This is a genomic window from Bradyrhizobium sp. NBAIM18 (genome assembly GCF_020193825.1).
GTDB lineage: Bacteria > Pseudomonadota > Alphaproteobacteria > Rhizobiales > Xanthobacteraceae > Bradyrhizobium > Bradyrhizobium yuanmingense.
This window is the reverse complement of record NZ_JADYVO010000001.1, coordinates 1-14,649: the sequence shown is the minus strand read 5'-3', so window position 1 is coordinate 14,649 and position 14,649 is coordinate 1. Positions and strand designations below refer to the sequence as shown.

Here is a 14,649-nt window from a genome sequence, read left to right as displayed (position 1 = left end):
CATACGGGGCGCCCGTTTCATGGATAGTTAAATTCGATTCACGAGAATCGGAGGAAGGCGCCTCGAGCAGCGGCCGTCCTGTCTTGGAATGAACGCATACCGAATTGTTGGGGGCTCTGATGCGCAAGAATTTTCCCGTCACCACCGTTGAATATCCGGTCAGTGATGAGACGTTGATCGTTTCGCGGACCGATCTGAAGGGCAAGCTCACCTATTTCAACGAGGACTTCCTCGCTGCCGCCGGATTCACGTCGGCGGAACTGATGGGCCAGCCGCACAACATCGTCCGCCACCCGGACATGCCGCCGGAGGCATTCGACAATCTCTGGGACACGCTGAAGGCCGGCAAGCCCTGGCTCGGCGCAGTCAAGAACCGCCGCAAGAACGGTGACTTCTATTGGGTGCTGGCGACGGCCTCGCCGATCCGCGAGAATGGCGAGGTCAGGGGCTATACTTCGATCCGCACCAAGCTGCCGGCCGATCAGCGCAAGCTCGCCGAAGAGGTCTATGCCGCCATCCGCGAGAAGAAGTCGCATGGCTATCGTATCGACGCCGGCATCATCCGCCGCCGCTCTTGGCTCGACCGCTTCAGCATCTTCACGGGGACGCTGAAGGCGCGCCTGGTCACGATGATCGTGCTTCAGACGATGTTCATGCTTGCGCTCGGCGTCGGCGGCGCGGTCTCCACCGGCGGCTCGACCAGCCTGGTCCTGGCGCTGCTGGCCTTGTTCGGCGGCGCAATTGTCGGCTTCGCCGGCCTTGCGACCATGCGTGCGATCAAGGGGCCGATGCAGCATCTCAATGACACCCTGGTCAACCTCGTGCAGGACAAGCTCGACAACCGCATCGTCATCGAGCGCGACGACGAGATCGGCGAGGCACTGCGCAACCTCCAGACCGTGCAGACTATCATCCGCTTCAGCCGCGACGAGGTGCAGGTGGTGCAGCGCCGCGCCGAGGCGCAGCGCAAGGCCGACATGACAAAGCTGGCCGACGGCTTCGAGGCCGCGATCGGGGAGATCGTCGAGACCGTTTCCTCGGCTGCGACCGAGCTCGAAGCATCGGCCTCGACCCTCTCCACGACAGCGGGCCGGGCGCAGGAGCTGGCCACGGTAGTTGCGTCCGGCTCGGAGGCCGCCTCCAGCAATGTCCATTCGGTGGCTTCGGCTGCCGAGGAGATGTCGTCCTCAGTGCGCGAGATCGGGCGGCAGGTGCAGGATTCCTCCCGGATCGCGAGCGAGGCGGTCAGTCAGGCGCATGCCACCACCGAGCGTGTTAGCGAGCTGTCGCGGGCTGCGGCGCGGATCGGCGATGTCGTCGAGCTCATCAATGCGATTGCCGGCCAGACCAACCTGCTGGCACTCAACGCCACGATCGAGGCGGCGCGGGCTGGCGAAGCCGGCCGCGGCTTCGCGGTGGTGGCCTCCGAGGTCAAGGCGCTCGCCGAGCAGACGGCCAAGGCCACCGGCGAGATCGGCCAGCAGGTCGGCGGCATCCAGGCGGCGACGCAGGATTCGGTCAGCGCCATCGGGGAGATCAGCGGCACCATCGCGCGTCTGTCGGAGATCGCCTCGGCCATCGCGACGGCCGTGCAGCAGCAGGGCGCAGCGACCCAGGAGATCGCCCGCAACGTGCAGCAGGCCGCCCTGGGCACCCAACAGGTCTCGTCCAACGTCGGCGACGTGCAGCGCGGCGCCTCGGAGACGGGATCAGCGTCCACGCAGGTGCTGTCGGCGGCCCAGATGCTGTCCCGCGATTCCAACCGCCTCAAGCTCGAGGTCGGCAAGTTCCTGAACTCGGTTCGCGCGGCGTGAGGCGCGACGTCGCTAGGCTATCCGCCACTCGGGCACATTATCTTCTGCCATCGCAATGTCGCCGAACGAGCCGACCGGGGTGCGATCCATGTCGAGCAGCTGCGCCAGCGTCGCGCCGTCGCTCGCGGGGACCCGCGCCAGCGTGCGGCGATCGTCCTCTGTCCGCAGCATCACGACGCCATGCTCGATATTGCCGCCGCGGCCGTAAAGCACGGTGAAGCTCTCGACCGTGCCCTTGCCAGTGGCCTCCGCGACGAACTCCGGCACCGCGCGCTTGTTGCGGTCCGCATCGGCCTGCACGCTCGTTTCCTGCACCAGCGCCTCGCGCGGCGCCGTCTTCGACACCACCAGCGCGTGGTGCTTGGTGACGAAGCCGCCCTGGCCATAGAGCAGGCCGAGCTTGGCGCCGTCGCGCAGTCGCCGCACCATCGCGCAGGCCGCATGCGTCATGTAGGTGTTGAGCGGCGCGCCGAAGAAGGTGAGGCCGCCGGTCACGGTCGGCTGCACGTCGGCACCTAAGCCCAGCGTCCGCCGCGCCATTTTGGGCACGCAGGGGAAGCAACTGTAGAGCTCGATCGCGTCGAAGGACTTGCCGTCGCCGCCGGCGAGGTCCATCGCCGCTTTCAGCACGGCGTTCTGCGGGTGGCTCTCGTAAAACTGGTCGCGCATCAAATAGTCGCGCGGCTCTTCCGCGGAGGCGCCGCCGAGCGGGTAGACCAGTTTGTCTTCGGCGATCCCGGCCGCGCGTGCCTTGGCGAGACTGGTGAGCAGCAGCGCACCGCCCATGTTGACGCTGGGGTTCGCCACCATCAGCTTGTTGTAGGGCCAGGCGATCAGCCGGTTGTCCGCGGTCGGCGTCGTGATCTCCTCAGGCGCGTAACGCCGCTTCAGCCAGGCGTTTGGATTTTGCGCGGCGGCTTCCGAATAGCGCGACCACAGCGTGCCTGACTCCGCCATGGCTTCGCGCGGCGTCTGCCCCCAATGCGCCGAGGAGGCCGCTTCGTAGAACGGATAGACGGTCACAGGCCGAAATACGCCGAGCTTCACCGCCAGCGGCTTCTGGAACGCCGCGCCGCGCTTCGGCTCCTCGACGTCATGAGCGAACGGCGTCCACGGCAGCTTGACGCCGGCGCGCTCAGCCTTGGTCGCGCTCGATTGCGCTTCCGCGCCGCAGATCGCCGCCACGCTGCACTCGCCGCGCGCGATGCGCTTGGCCGCCTCGTGGATGTAGCGGATCGGGCTCTCGCCGCCGACTGGGCCGTAATAGCAATGCGCAGGCGAGATGCCGAGGCGCTGCGCCAAAAGCTGCTCCGGATCGCGATAGCGCCAGCTCAGGAAATTGACGACGTCGAGCGATTGCACCTCGCCGAGCAGTTTTGCGCCGGTGTCTTGTTCGGCGCGCCGCAGCGCCTGTTCGAGCAGGTCGAGCGGTTCGAGACCCTCGGCGATCTCCTTGGGGCGATCGACGATCTCGCCGATGCCGACGATGACGGGGATGCGGTCTTCGGGGATATTGGTCATCTCTTCTTGCTTCAATTCACGATGTCAGTTGTTCGTCATTGCGAGCGCAGCGAAGCAATCCAGTATCTTTCCGCGGCTGCAGTCTGGATTGCTTCGCTGCGCTCGCAATGACGATGTAGTGACTACTCCGCCACCAGCGCATTCATGTGCTCGACGGCTTCGGCGAAATCCTGCTTGAACTCCTGTACCACCGCTCCCGCCGATTTCACGCTGTCGATCAGGCCGACGCCCTGGCCGACGAAATAGCTGACGAGATCGCGCGCCCTCGCGTTGCCGCTTGCGGCGGCCCGGTCGATCGAATGGAAGGCATCGCGGCTGATGATGCTTTGCAGCGGCATCGGCAGCGCGCCCGGGCTGTCCGGCGCGCGGTCCCAGGCATCGGTCCAGACCGAGCGGAGCTGCCGCGCCGGCTTGCCGGTGCGGCCCTTCGAGCGCACTGCATCGCGCGAGGAGGCCGCGATCATCTTCTCGCGAAAGATCTCCGTGGTCTCGGCTTCCACGGTCGCAAGCCACACCGAGCCGGTCCAGGCGCCCGCCGCGCCCATCGCCATGCAGGCCGCCATCTGCCGTCCCGTCATGATGCCGCCGGCCGCCAGCACCGGCACGTCGCGGATCTCTTTGATCGCCTTGATCACCTCCGGCACCAGCACCATGGTCGAAACCTCGCCGCAATGGCCGCCGGCCTCGGTGCCCTGCACCACGAGGATGTCGACGCCGGCGGCGACCTGGCGCAGCGCGTGCTCCTTGGCGCCGACCAGCGCTGCAACCGGCACCCCGTGCTTCTTGCCCATCTCGATCATCGCCTTCGGCGGCACGCCCAGCGCATTGGCGATCAGGCGGATCGGATGATTGAAGGACACCTCGAGCAGCTGGAGCGCGGTCTTGCCGTCGAACGGCTGCGGCTGGTTGTCCGCGACCTCCGTGGTGGTCAGCTCGATGTCGTACTTCTTCAGGAGGTCGCGCGTGTAGTTGCGGTGCTGTTGAGGCACGCGGGCTTCCAGGCTCTTCCAGGTTACGTCCTTCTCGCCGGCTGTCGAGATGTTTTCCGGGATGAGCACGTCGATGCCGTAAGGCTTGCCGTCGACGTGATCGTCGATCCATTTCAGCTCACGCTCGAGCGTATCCGGCGTATGCACGGTCGCGCCCAGCACGCCGAAGCCGCCGGCGCGGCTGACGGCGGCAACGACGTCGCGACAATGGCTGAAGGCGAGCAGCGGGAATTCGATCCCCAGCATGTCGCAGATCGGCGATTTCATGGCTCTCTCCCGGCGGCAGGCTTCGCATTCTCGTTGCTTTCGCTGGCAAAGCAAAGTGACGCTAGCGGTCGATGACATGCCGGATCTGACGAGGCATCTTGTGTGTAGACGTCGCGCTCTATCCGCGGGCCGCAGGCCCTGCGGGCACCCCGGAATGACGGAGGGGAGGGGCTGCCATGACAAAACGCAGAGTTGTCCCATCCGGCAATGCATTGCGGCGCCCTTGTCATCGGCCGTTTGCGGGCTAATTAATGCAGACGCATCTTTTTGCCCGGAGCCCCGCATGACCGACGCCCCCTACGTGCCGCCCAAAGTCTGGACCTGGAACAAGGAGAACGGCGGGCAATTCGCCAACATCAACCGCCCGATTGCCGGCCCCACCCACGACAAGGAGCTGCCGGTCGGCAAGCATCCGCTTCAGCTCTACTCGCTGGCGACGCCGAACGGGGTCAAGGTCACCGTGATGCTGGAGGAGCTCCTGGCGCTCGGCCACAAGGGCGCCGAATATGACGCCTGGCTGATCAGGATCGGTAATGGCGATCAGTTCGGCAGCGGCTTCGTCGACATCAATCCGAATTCCAAGATCCCGGCGCTGATGGACCGCTCCGGCCCCGAGCCTGTCAGGGTATTCGAGTCAGGCTCGATCCTGTTCTACCTCGCCGAGAAGTTCGGCGCCTTCCTGCCGAAGGACGTCAAGGCCCGCACCGAGGCGATGTCCTGGCTGTTCTGGCAAATGGGCAGCGCGCCCTATCTCGGCGGCGGCTTCGGCCATTTTTACGCCTATGCGCCGACCAAGATCGAATACGCCATCGACCGTTTCGCAATGGAGACCAAGCGCCAGCTCGACGTGCTCGACCGGCGTCTCGCCGATAACGAATATCTCGCGGGCAAGGACTACACCATCGCCGACATGGCGGTGTGGCCCTGGTATGGCGCGCTCGCCAAGGGGCTGGTCTATGGCGCCGGCGAATTCCTCTCGGTGCAGGATTACAAGAACGTGCAGCGTTGGACCGACCAGATCGCGCAGCGTCCGGCCGTGAAGCGCGGCCGCATGGTCAACCGCGTCTCCGGCGATCCCGCCAGCCAGCTCCACGAGCGCCACGACGCGAGCGACTTCGAGACCAAGACCCAGGACAAGCTGGTGCCCGCGACGTAGGAGCTTTCTTCTTCACCTCTCCCCGCTTGCGGGGAGAGGTCGAATTCGATCGCAGATCGAATTCGGGTGAGGGGTACAGGTCGCTCGACAGTCTCACGCGTGGAGATAGGCCCCTCACTCCAACCCTCTCAGCGCGAGCGAAGCTCGTCGCGGTCCCGTAAGAATGGGGCGAGGGAGCGCACCGTTGCTGCGGCCTATTTCTTCATGCCCTCCGCCGCCGGAAACACCACCCGGTCATCGGTGCGGCAGTAACGGTCGGCGAACATGCGGCCGATCGGGTGATAGCGGTCCATGTGCACCCGCATCGCCTTGTCGTCCCAGAGCTCGTCGCGGATGTGGAAGTGGAGGCTTTCGCCCATGATCAGCCGGCGATCGTCGTTGACGTCGATCAGCTTCCAGAGTTTGCACTCCATCGCCCAGGGCGTGTCAGCTAGCCGTGGCACCGCGATCTTCGTCGAGGGCGCAAGCTTCAGCCCGAGATAATCGGGCTCGCTGATCTCAGGCGGAAAATCGCCGCTGCTCTCGTGCATCGCCCGCGCCAGCGGCTCGTCCGTGAGATTGACCACGAATTCACCGGTGCGCTGGATGTTGAGAAACGTGTCTTTGTCCTCGCCGTTCGGCTTGCGGTTGGCCGCGAACATACAGAGCGGCGGATCCTCGCAGAAGGCGTTGAAGAAGCTGAACGGGGCGGCGTTGACCACGCCGCTCGGCCCGAGCGTGGTCACCCACGCGATCGGCCGCGGCAGAATGAAGGACGTCAGCACCTTGTAGCGCTCGCGTGGCGTCAGCTCGTTGGCGGCGTAGTCCATTGGGGCTCCTCGGCAAGTCGTCATTGCCGGGCTTGACCCGGCAATCCATCAATTTCGAAAAAATGTTCTCTTCGATGGATGCGCGGGTCAAGCCCGCGCATGACGAGGAGAGATCACGCCATGCTCAGCTCGTGGCGGCCCACCACCATCCAGTGCACCTCGTCCGGACCGTCGGCGAAGCGCAGGTGGCGCACGTCCTGATACATCTCGGCGAGCGGGGTCCAATGCGAGATGCCGGTGGCGCCGTGCATCTGGATGGCCTGGTCGATGATCTTGCAGGCCCGCTCGGGCACCATGGCCTTGACCATGGAGACCCAGACGCGGGCCTCCTTGTTGCCGAGCACGTCCATCGCCTTCGCTGCCTTCAGCACCATCAGCCGCATCGCCTCGATCTCGCAGCGCGCCTGCGCGATGATCTGCATGTTGCCGCCGAGATGAGCGATCTTCTTGCCAAACGCCTCGCGGGTGAGGCCACGCTGCACCATCAGGTCGAGCGCCTTCTCGGCCTTGCCGATGGTGCGCATGCAGTGATGGATGCGGCCGGGGCCGAGGCGGAGCTGCGAGATTTCGAAGCCACGGCCTTCGCCGAGCAGGATGTTCTCCTTCGGCACGCGCACATTGTTGAAGCGCATGTGCATGTGGCCGCGCGGGGCGTGGTCCTGGCCGAACACGTACATGGGACCGAGCACCTCGACGCCGGGCGTGTCGCGCGGCACCAGGATCTGCGACTGCTGCTTGCTCGGCGGCGCGTCCGGGTTGGTCTTCACCATCACGATGAGGATCTTGCAACGGGGATCGCCGAGACCCGAGATGTAATACTTCTCGCCGTTGATCACCCATTCGTCGCCCACGAGTTTTGCGGTGGTCGAGATGTTCTTGGCGTCGGAGGAGGCGACGTTCGGCTCGGTCATGACATAGGCCGAACGGATCTCGCCGTTGAGCAGCGGCTTCAGCCATTTCTCCTTCTGCTCCTTGGTGCCGACCCGTTCCAGCACCTCCATGTTGCCGGTGTCGGGCGCCGAGCAGTTCATGGTCTCCGAGGCCAGCGGGCTCTTGCCGAGCTCTGCCGCGATATAGGCGTAGTCGAGATTCTTCAGGCCCTGCCCGGTCTCGTCATCGGGCAGGAAGAAGTTCCAGAGGCCTTCCTGCTTGGCCTTGTTCTTGGCCTTCTCCAGCACCTCGAGCTGCTTCGGCGTAAAACTCCAGCGATCTTCCTTGCCCTCGCCGGCCTTGGCGAACTCGATCGACATCGGCTCGACGGTATCGCGGATGAACTTCTTGACGTGATCGTAAAGCGGCCGGACCTGGTCCGACATCCGCAAGTCGTTGAGCTCGTCGCCGGGATTGAGCGTGTAGTTGGTGGTGCGGGGAATGTAGGTGTGTTTTGTCATTGGTCCTCCCGGGATCGCTAGAATGTGTTGTGCGCAAGAATAGTCGCAGCGCCGGCAAAGTGCGAGGGCGCATTTTCACGCGTGAGGCCATGCCATGCGATGGAATATCGCAAGGCCGTTTGAAATGTTGTTTGAATGGGCGCGGCGCACTGGGCACGCCCGCGCCACGCTCTCCGCCGTCATCGCCCGCCTTGTGCGCACTTGCGCACTGGGGCGGGCGATCCAGTACTCCGAGACGGCAGTGATTGAACAGAGTAGCTGCGGCGTACTGGATTCCCCGCCTGCCGCCTACGCTAAAGCTTCGGCGCCCCTGGACCTCAACCCTGGCGAAGCCTTGGCGTAGCCGGGTCGCGGGGAATGACAGCAGTGGATGTGGCTAGTTCGCCATCCGATGCATCGCGCAGATCTTGTTGCCATCGAGATCGCGCAGGTAGGCCAGATAGAGCTTGCCGCCCGGGCCCTGGCGAATGCCGGGCGGATCCTCGATCGATTTTGCGCCGGCTGCAACGCCCGCCGCGTGCCACGCATCGACCTGTTCCGGCGAATTAGCGGCAAAGCCGATCGTGCCGCCGTTGGCGCAGGTCGCCGGCTCGCCGTTGATCGGCTTCGATACCGAGAACACTCCGGTCTTGGTGATGTAGAAGATGCGGTGGCCGTCGACCCTGGCCGGCCGCACCTCGAGCGTGCCGAGCAGTTGGTCGTAGAACGCCTTGGCCTTGTCCAGGTCGTTGGTACCGATCATGACGTGTGAAAACATTTGCCCGTTCCCTCAGTGTTGTAGCCCGGATGGAGCAGAGCGAAATCCGGGTCTTGCTTGCTTTTGGCCGTCCCGGATTCGCTGCGCTCCATCCGGGCTACGAGAATCAAAACGCGGTATAGCCGCCGTCGATCACGAACGTATCCGCGGTGTGATACGACGACGCCTTGCTCATCAGATACACCGCGATGCCGCCGAAATCGGAGGCTTCGCCGAAGCGCCGCATCGGAATCCGCGGCATCACGTTGGCTACGAACTTGTCGTTCGCCATGAGCCCTGCGGTCATGTCGCTCTTGATCCAGCCCGGCAGGATCGCATTGGCGGTGACGCCGTGACGTGCCAGCTCGACGCCGAGCGCGCGCACCAGCGCGTTGATGGCGGCCTTGGTCGCGGCATAATGCTCGTTGCGCGCCGTGCCGAAGATCGAGGCGAGGCTCGAGGTCGCGACCAGCCGGCCAAAGGGATCGCCGGCATTGGCGCGATCCGTCATGTGCTTGGCGGCGGCCTGGAACGCGTGGAACACGCCGTCGAGATTGGTCGCGAACATCGTGCGCCATTCCTCCTCGGTGCGCTCGATGAAGGCGCGCCGGCCACCGCCGCCGATGCCCGCATTGGCGAAGCAGCCATCGACCCGGCCGAAGGTGTCGAGCGTCGCCTTCATCGCTGAAGCGACCGAGGCCGGATCGGTGACGTCGCAGACGCGGCTGTCGACCTTGCCGGACAGGCCCTCCATGCTCGCGGCAGCGGCCTTGTTCTTGTCAGCATTGCGGCCCCAGATCGAGACGTTGCAGCCCTGGCCCGCGAGCGCCTGCGCGATACCGAGCCCGATGCCGCCATTGCCACCGGTGATCACGGCCACGCGGCCGGAAAGGTCGAAGAGGTTCATGGCGCGTTTCCTGTTTTTTGACTGCGGCGCATCAGCCGCTGCGCACAAGATTGCTTGCTATGCTCCGATCACCATGGACAAGACCGCGCCAAAAATCAAATATGCGCCCCGGCAAAACGAATTCCGGCCTGCGAAACTGGTGCGGGCCGCAACTGATGAGGAAACCATGGAGTTCAAACACGTCACGCTCGACTTCGATGGCTCGGTCGCGATCCTCAAGCTCGACCATCAGGAGGTGATGAACGCGGTCTCCGTCGACATGCTGGGCGGTCTTTCCGAGGCGCTCGATGCGATCGAGGAGAAGAAGGACGAGGTGCGCTGCGTGGTGCTGACCGGTGCGGGGCGGGCGTTCTGCACGGGCGCCAATCTGCAAGGCCGCAACAACCAGGCGAAGAAGACCAAGGCCGGCCTTACGCTGGAGACCGGCTTTCATCCCTTCCTGCGCCGCATCCGCAACCTGCACTGCCCGATCGTCACCGCGGTCAATGGCCCGGCCGCCGGCGCCGGCATGAGCTTCGCGCTGCTCGGCGACATGATCCTATGCGCGCGCTCGTCCTATTTCCTGCAGGCCTTCCGCCGCATCGGCCTCGTGCCGGATTGCGGCTCGACCTGGCTGTTGCCGCGCCTCGTCGGCCGCGCGCGCTCGATCGAATTGTCGTTGATGGGCGAGCGCCTGCCGGCCGAGAAGGCGCTGGAATGGGGCCTTGTCAACCGCGTCTATGATGACGGCGTCTTGATGGAGGAAGCGATGAAGCTGGCGCGCGATCTCGCCAGCGGGCCGACTGTGGCGCTGTCGCTGATCCGCAAGCTCTATTGGGACAGCCCGGAAAATTCCTTCGAGGATCAGCTCAATCTGGAATTCCAGTGCCAGCTCCGCGCCGGCGACACCGAGGATTTCCGCGAGGGCGTCGGCGCCTTCCTCGAGAAGCGGCCCGCGCAGTTCAAGGGCAAATGATCGAGGCGGCGCTTTCACGCAGCGTCCGGCGCTGGTGCAAAGGGGCGACCGGCGTCACCGGGGCGGCTAAATTGTCGGGCGGCGCCAGCCAGGAAACCTGGCGCTTCGACATCTCCCATCCCGACGGGCCGATCGGCGCGATCCTGCGGCGCTCACCAAAGGGCTATGGCGCCGCGCCGACCCGCGCGGCCGGTCTTGCCGCGGAAGCGCAGTTGATGCAGCTCGCTTATGAGGCCGGCGTGCCGTCGCCCCGCGTCCTGCATGTGCTGGTGCCGGAGGACGATCTCGGCACCGGCTTCATCATGCAGCGCGTCGAGGGCGAGACCATCGCGCGCAAGATTCTTCGCGATCAAGAGTATGCGGCGGCGCGGCCGCGTCTGGCGCGGCAGATCGGCGGCATTCTCGCAGGTCTGCATCGGCTGCCACAGGACAAATTGCCTGCGTTGCGCAGCAGGGGCGCGACCCAGGAGATCGCCGAGTTCGAGCGCGACTATCGCAGCCTGAACTGGCCCAAGCCCGTGTTCGAGCTGGCGCTGCGCTGGCTCCGCGACCACGATCCGGGTCCCTCAGTCGAGACCACGCTGGTGCACGGCGATTTCCGCAACGGCAATCTCATCATTGGCGCGGATGGCGTTCGCGCCGTGCTCGACTGGGAACTCGCCCATCTCGGCGATCCCATGGAGGACCTCGGCTGGGTCTGCGTGAACTCCTGGCGCTTCGGCGAGATCGACAAGCCCGTCGGCGGCTTTGGCTCGCGCGAGGAATTGTTCGCCGGTTACGAGGCTTCGGGCCGCAAGGTCGACCCTGAGCGCGTCAAGTTCTGGGAAGTGATGGGCACGCTGCGCTGGGGCATCATGTGCGGCGGCATGATGCAGCGCTTTCGCGAGGGGCCCGACCATTCCATGGAGCGCGCCATGATCGGCCGCCGCGCCAGCGAGACCGAGATCGATCTGTTGCGGCTTCTGGCGCCGCGCGGGAGCTGACACATGCAGGACGAGCCGACCCCGATCGAGCTGACCAAGGCAGTCGCCGATTTCCTCCGCAGCGACATCACGCCGCTGATCTCCGGCCACCAAGCCTTCAAGCTGCGCGTCGCCATCAACATCCTCGACCTCGTCACGCGGCAGCTGACGCGGGAGGAGGGAAGCGATGCGAAGGAGGTGGAGCGCCTGCGAGCGCTGCTCGGCATCGACGGCTCGGTCATGGAGCTCAACCGTGTTCTCGCACATCGCATCGCGAGCGGGGAGATGGATCTCGCGACCCCAGGCCTCGCCGAGCACCTGTGGGCAACCACGATGGACAAGCTGGCGGTCGATCAGCCGAATTATGCCTCGTACAAGCGCGAACTAGGACGAAGCGGGTAGGTCTCTCCCCCTCATTGCGAGGAGCCCTTGCGACGAAGCAATCCAGACTGTCTCTGCTGGGCAGCCTGGATTGCTTCGCTACGCTCGCAATGACAGTGTTGAGAGAGGGGGCGCTCCTCTCTCCGCCGTCATTCCGGGGCGTCGCGAAGCGACGAACCCGGAATCCATTCATCCGCACGTTCTGTCGCTCAATGGATTCCGGGCTCGCGCCTGTCGGCGCGCTCCGGAATGACGAGTGGGGAGACCCGTTTCCTACTTCCCCACCCATTTCGGCGGCCGCTTCTCGGAAAATGCCTTCGGGCCCTCGATGTAATCCTGCGAGGCGACCATCGCCTGCACGGCCGGATAATCCCGCTGCTCCGCGATCGCCTGCTCCAGCGACACGCCAAGCCCCTTCTGAATCGCCTGCTTCGAGGCCCGGATCGACATCGGCGAATTCTTGGCGATCATCTCGGCCCAGCGCAGCGCGGCCGCGAGCGCCTCGCCCTGCGGCACCACCTCGTTGACGAAACCGAGCTCGAGCCCTTCCTTGGCGCTGACATGGCGCGCGGTGAGGATCATGCCCATGGCGCGCTTCAGCCCGATCTGCCGCGGCAGCCGGTGCAGGCCGCCGGCGAGCGCGGCAAGGCCGACGCGCGGCTCGGGCAGGGCGAAGGTCGCGTTCTCCGCGGCGATGATGAGGTCGCAGGCCAGCGCGATCTCGAAGCCGCCGCCCATGGCGACGCCGTTCACGGCTGCGATGATCGGCTTGTCGCAGTCGAAGCGTGAGGTGAGGCCGGCGAAGCCGCCCTTGTCCCAGCCGCGTTTTCCCCCCGCTGCCTGCCACTTCAGATCGTTGCCGGCGCAGAACGCCTTATCGCCGCTGCCCGTGACGATCGCGATCCACTGCTCGGGATCGGCGGAGAAATCGTCAAACACCTTCTGAAGCTCGAAGTGCGCATCGGTGTGCAGCGCGTTGTAGACCTCGGGCCGCGACAGCGTCACGATCGTGATCGGCCCCTTGCGTTCCACCTTTGAGAATTTCAGCTCCATCGCGCGCTCCCGGATGTTCTTTCGAAGGAATATTGGCGCCATACTACCGTGCGGGAGCGCCAGAGCACCATCGAATTGCGCGGGCGCGCCTTGCGCTCCCCACATCTCGGCTTGCTTGACTTGCACGCGCTCTTCTCACCTTAATCGCACCAAGCAAGAATGCGCCCAGCGCCTTAACGCAAAACGATAAAATCAATCCGGGAGAGAACCTGTGGATTTCTCATTGCCTGCCGATCTCGTCGCCTATCTCGGAGAGCTCGACCGCTTCATCGAACGTGAGATCAAGCCGCTGGAACAGGCCGATGACAACATCCGCTTCTTCGACCATCGCCGCGAATGGGCGCGCACCGATTTCGAGAATGGCGGGCTGCCGCGCCATGAATGGGAGGCCTTGCTGCGCAAGGCCAAGGACCTCGCGGACGCCGCCGGGCATCTGCGCTTTCCGGTGCCGAAGCAATACGGCGGCAAGGACGGCTCCAACCTCTGGATGGCCGTAATCCGCGAGCATTTTGCCGCAAAGGGCCTCGGCCTGCATAACGACCTCCAGAACGAGCATTCCGTCGTCGGCAACTTCCCCGTCGTCACCATGCTCGACCGCTACGGCCGCGACGACCAGAAGGCGATGATCGACGGCTCGATCAGAGGCAAGTACCGCATCACCTTTGGATTGACCGAGCCGCATCACGGCTCGGACGCCACCCATATGGAGACGCGCGCGGTGGCAGCTACCCGCGACAACGTCAAGGGCTGGATCATCAACGGCGAGAAGATGTGGACGACAGGCATGCACGTCGCCACGCACTGCGCGCTGTTCGCGCGCACCAGCGGCAACGATGGCGATGCCGGCGGCATCACCTGCTTCCTGGTGCCGGCCAAGAGTCCCGGCGTCAGGGTCGAGGAGTACATGTGGACCTTCAACATGCCGACCGACCATCCGCGCGTCAGCTTCACCGACGTCTTCGTGCCGGAGGATGCGCTGTTCGGCGAGGTCGGCCGCGGCCTGTCGCTGGCGCAATGCTTCGTCCACCAGAACCGTATCCGGCAAGCGGCAAGCTCGCTCGGCGCCGCGGTCTACTGCATCAACGAGAGTGTGAAATACGCGCGTGAGCGCAAGCCGTTCGGCAAGGCTCTGGCCGAGAACCAGGCGATCCAGTTCCCGCTGGTCGAGCTTGCGACCCAAGCCGAGATGCTGCGCCTCTTGATCCGCAAGACCGCCTGGGAGATGGACCAGCTCGACGAGGAGCAGATCGAGCGCACCTTGTCTGACCGGGTCTCGATGTGCAACTACTGGGCAAACCGCCTCTGCTGCGAGTCCGCCGACCGCGCCATGCAGGTCCATGGCGGCATGGGCTACTCACGCCACAAGCCGTTCGAGCACATCTATCGCCACCATCGGCGCTACCGCATCACCGAAGGCAGCGAGGAGATCCAGATGCGGAAGGTGGCGGGATTCCTGTTCGGGTATATGGGGCCGGGGAAGCATTAGAGGCTCGCACCGCTCTCGTAGGGTGGGCAAAGCGAAGCGTGCCCACCACTCCGTCGCATCGTAAGAACGGTGGGCACGGCGCGCGAAGGGCGCGCCTTTGCCCACCCTTGTATTAGCGCGCCGGGTTAGGATGGCCATGTTCCATGAGGAATGGCCCAGCCCGGGTGGCCACCCGAACTGGGCCGCCGATCGATCGGATCGATGCCCACCGAAGCCTTGAAG

General features: G+C 64.9%; 13 protein-coding genes. 6 read left to right on the top strand and 7 right to left on the bottom strand.

What is annotated here, in order from left to right; all coding sequences use genetic code 11:
• The first annotated feature begins 119 nt into the window (after positions 1 to 119).
• Complete coding sequence (locus tag I6F17_RS00065) at positions 120 to 1,814, top strand: methyl-accepting chemotaxis protein (protein ID WP_225129500.1); 1,695 nt, start codon at positions 120 to 122, stop codon at positions 1,812 to 1,814.
• Between the two features lie 12 nt (positions 1,815 to 1,826).
• Here I6F17_RS00065 and I6F17_RS00060 read toward each other — a convergent pair whose 3' ends face one another.
• Positions 1,827 to 3,335 carry an acetyl-CoA acetyltransferase gene (locus I6F17_RS00060; protein WP_225129502.1) on the bottom strand — a complete coding sequence of 503 codons (1,509 nt, stop codon included), beginning with the start codon at positions 3,333 to 3,335 and terminating at the stop codon, positions 1,827 to 1,829.
• A 122-nt stretch (positions 3,336 to 3,457) separates the two neighbouring features.
• On the bottom strand, positions 3,458 to 4,591 hold the full coding sequence (locus I6F17_RS00055; protein ID WP_225129504.1) for a nitronate monooxygenase: 1,134 nt from the start codon (positions 4,589 to 4,591) through the stop codon (positions 3,458 to 3,460).
• Between the two features lie 283 nt (positions 4,592 to 4,874).
• On the opposite strand from I6F17_RS00055, the gene yghU reads away from it, so the two are divergent.
• The gene (gene yghU, locus I6F17_RS00050) at positions 4,875 to 5,747 is read left to right on the top strand and encodes a glutathione-dependent disulfide-bond oxidoreductase (protein ID WP_036044691.1); all 873 of its coding nucleotides are present in this window, start codon (positions 4,875 to 4,877) and stop codon (positions 5,745 to 5,747) included.
• Between the two features lie 194 nt (positions 5,748 to 5,941).
• Here the strand turns inward: yghU and I6F17_RS00045 are convergent, their stop codons facing one another.
• From I6F17_RS00045 to I6F17_RS00030, 4 genes are all read right to left on the bottom strand, one after another.
• Complete coding sequence (locus I6F17_RS00045) at positions 5,942 to 6,556, bottom strand: flavin reductase family protein (protein WP_225132207.1); 615 nt, start codon at positions 6,554 to 6,556, stop codon at positions 5,942 to 5,944.
• 113 nt (positions 6,557 to 6,669) lie between these two features.
• Positions 6,670 to 7,947 (bottom strand): acyl-CoA dehydrogenase family protein, encoded by a 1,278-nt coding sequence (locus I6F17_RS00040; protein ID WP_027571275.1) that lies wholly within the window; start codon positions 7,945 to 7,947, stop codon positions 6,670 to 6,672.
• A 376-nt stretch (positions 7,948 to 8,323) separates the two neighbouring features.
• A complete protein-coding gene (locus tag I6F17_RS00035; RefSeq protein ID WP_036023004.1) occupies positions 8,324 to 8,704 on the bottom strand; it encodes a VOC family protein in 381 nt (126 codons plus the stop codon).
• A 106-nt stretch (positions 8,705 to 8,810) separates the two neighbouring features.
• Positions 8,811 to 9,590, bottom strand: coding sequence for an SDR family oxidoreductase (locus I6F17_RS00030; RefSeq protein ID WP_036044683.1), 780 nt, complete (start codon positions 9,588 to 9,590; stop codon positions 8,811 to 8,813).
• Between the two features lie 166 nt (positions 9,591 to 9,756).
• On the opposite strand from I6F17_RS00030, the gene I6F17_RS00025 reads away from it, so the two are divergent.
• Genes I6F17_RS00025 through I6F17_RS00015 form a run of 3 tightly spaced genes read left to right on the top strand, consistent with a single transcriptional unit; the run spans position 9,757 to position 11,909 of the window.
• On the top strand, positions 9,757 to 10,545 hold the full coding sequence (locus tag I6F17_RS00025; protein ID WP_225132208.1) for an enoyl-CoA hydratase/isomerase: 789 nt from the start codon (positions 9,757 to 9,759) through the stop codon (positions 10,543 to 10,545).
• A complete protein-coding gene (locus I6F17_RS00020; RefSeq protein ID WP_225132209.1) occupies positions 10,542 to 11,528 on the top strand; it encodes a phosphotransferase family protein in 987 nt (328 codons plus the stop codon). Before I6F17_RS00025 ends, I6F17_RS00020 begins: the two co-directional genes overlap by 4 nt.
• A gap of 3 nt (positions 11,529 to 11,531) precedes the next feature.
• A complete protein-coding gene (locus tag I6F17_RS00015) occupies positions 11,532 to 11,909 on the top strand; it encodes a DUF6285 domain-containing protein (RefSeq protein WP_036016253.1) in 378 nt (125 codons plus the stop codon).
• Positions 11,910 to 12,161: 252 nt separating this feature from the next.
• Here I6F17_RS00015 and I6F17_RS00010 read toward each other — a convergent pair whose 3' ends face one another.
• Entirely contained in the window at positions 12,162 to 12,941 is a 780-nt protein-coding gene (locus tag I6F17_RS00010; RefSeq protein ID WP_036016254.1) for an enoyl-CoA hydratase-related protein, read from the bottom strand.
• 211 nt (positions 12,942 to 13,152) lie between these two features.
• Between I6F17_RS00010 and I6F17_RS00005 the strand changes: the two genes are divergently transcribed.
• Positions 13,153 to 14,427 carry an acyl-CoA dehydrogenase family protein gene (locus tag I6F17_RS00005; protein WP_225132210.1) on the top strand — a complete coding sequence of 425 codons (1,275 nt, stop codon included), beginning with the start codon at positions 13,153 to 13,155 and terminating at the stop codon, positions 14,425 to 14,427.
• Positions 14,428 to 14,649 lie beyond the last annotated feature (222 nt).

What these genes read in the sequence shown, in the direction of transcription:
- I6F17_RS00010 (WP_036016254.1), bottom strand. Translation starts at nt 12,941, where the DNA reads ATGGAGCTGAAATTCTCAAAGGTGGAACGCAAGGGGCCGATCACGATC.
- I6F17_RS00040 (WP_027571275.1), bottom strand. Translation starts at nt 7,947, where the DNA reads ATGACAAAACACACCTACATTCCCCGCACCACCAACTACACGCTCAAT.
- I6F17_RS00045 (WP_225132207.1), bottom strand. Translation starts at nt 6,556, where the DNA reads ATGGACTACGCCGCCAACGAGCTGACGCCACGCGAGCGCTACAAGGTG.
- I6F17_RS00055 (WP_225129504.1), bottom strand. Translation starts at nt 4,591, where the DNA reads ATGAAATCGCCGATCTGCGACATGCTGGGGATCGAATTCCCGCTGCTC.
- I6F17_RS00025 (WP_225132208.1), top strand. Translation starts at nt 9,757, where the DNA reads ATGGAGTTCAAACACGTCACGCTCGACTTCGATGGCTCGGTCGCGATC.
- yghU (WP_036044691.1), top strand. Translation starts at nt 4,875, where the DNA reads ATGACCGACGCCCCCTACGTGCCGCCCAAAGTCTGGACCTGGAACAAG.
- I6F17_RS00015 (WP_036016253.1), top strand. Translation starts at nt 11,532, where the DNA reads ATGCAGGACGAGCCGACCCCGATCGAGCTGACCAAGGCAGTCGCCGAT.
- I6F17_RS00065 (WP_225129500.1), top strand. Translation starts at nt 120, where the DNA reads ATGCGCAAGAATTTTCCCGTCACCACCGTTGAATATCCGGTCAGTGAT.
- I6F17_RS00030 (WP_036044683.1), bottom strand. Translation starts at nt 9,590, where the DNA reads ATGAACCTCTTCGACCTTTCCGGCCGCGTGGCCGTGATCACCGGTGGC.
- I6F17_RS00020 (WP_225132209.1), top strand. Translation starts at nt 10,542, where the DNA reads ATGATCGAGGCGGCGCTTTCACGCAGCGTCCGGCGCTGGTGCAAAGGG.
- I6F17_RS00060 (WP_225129502.1), bottom strand. Translation starts at nt 3,335, where the DNA reads ATGACCAATATCCCCGAAGACCGCATCCCCGTCATCGTCGGCATCGGC.
- I6F17_RS00035 (WP_036023004.1), bottom strand. Translation starts at nt 8,704, where the DNA reads ATGTTTTCACACGTCATGATCGGTACCAACGACCTGGACAAGGCCAAG.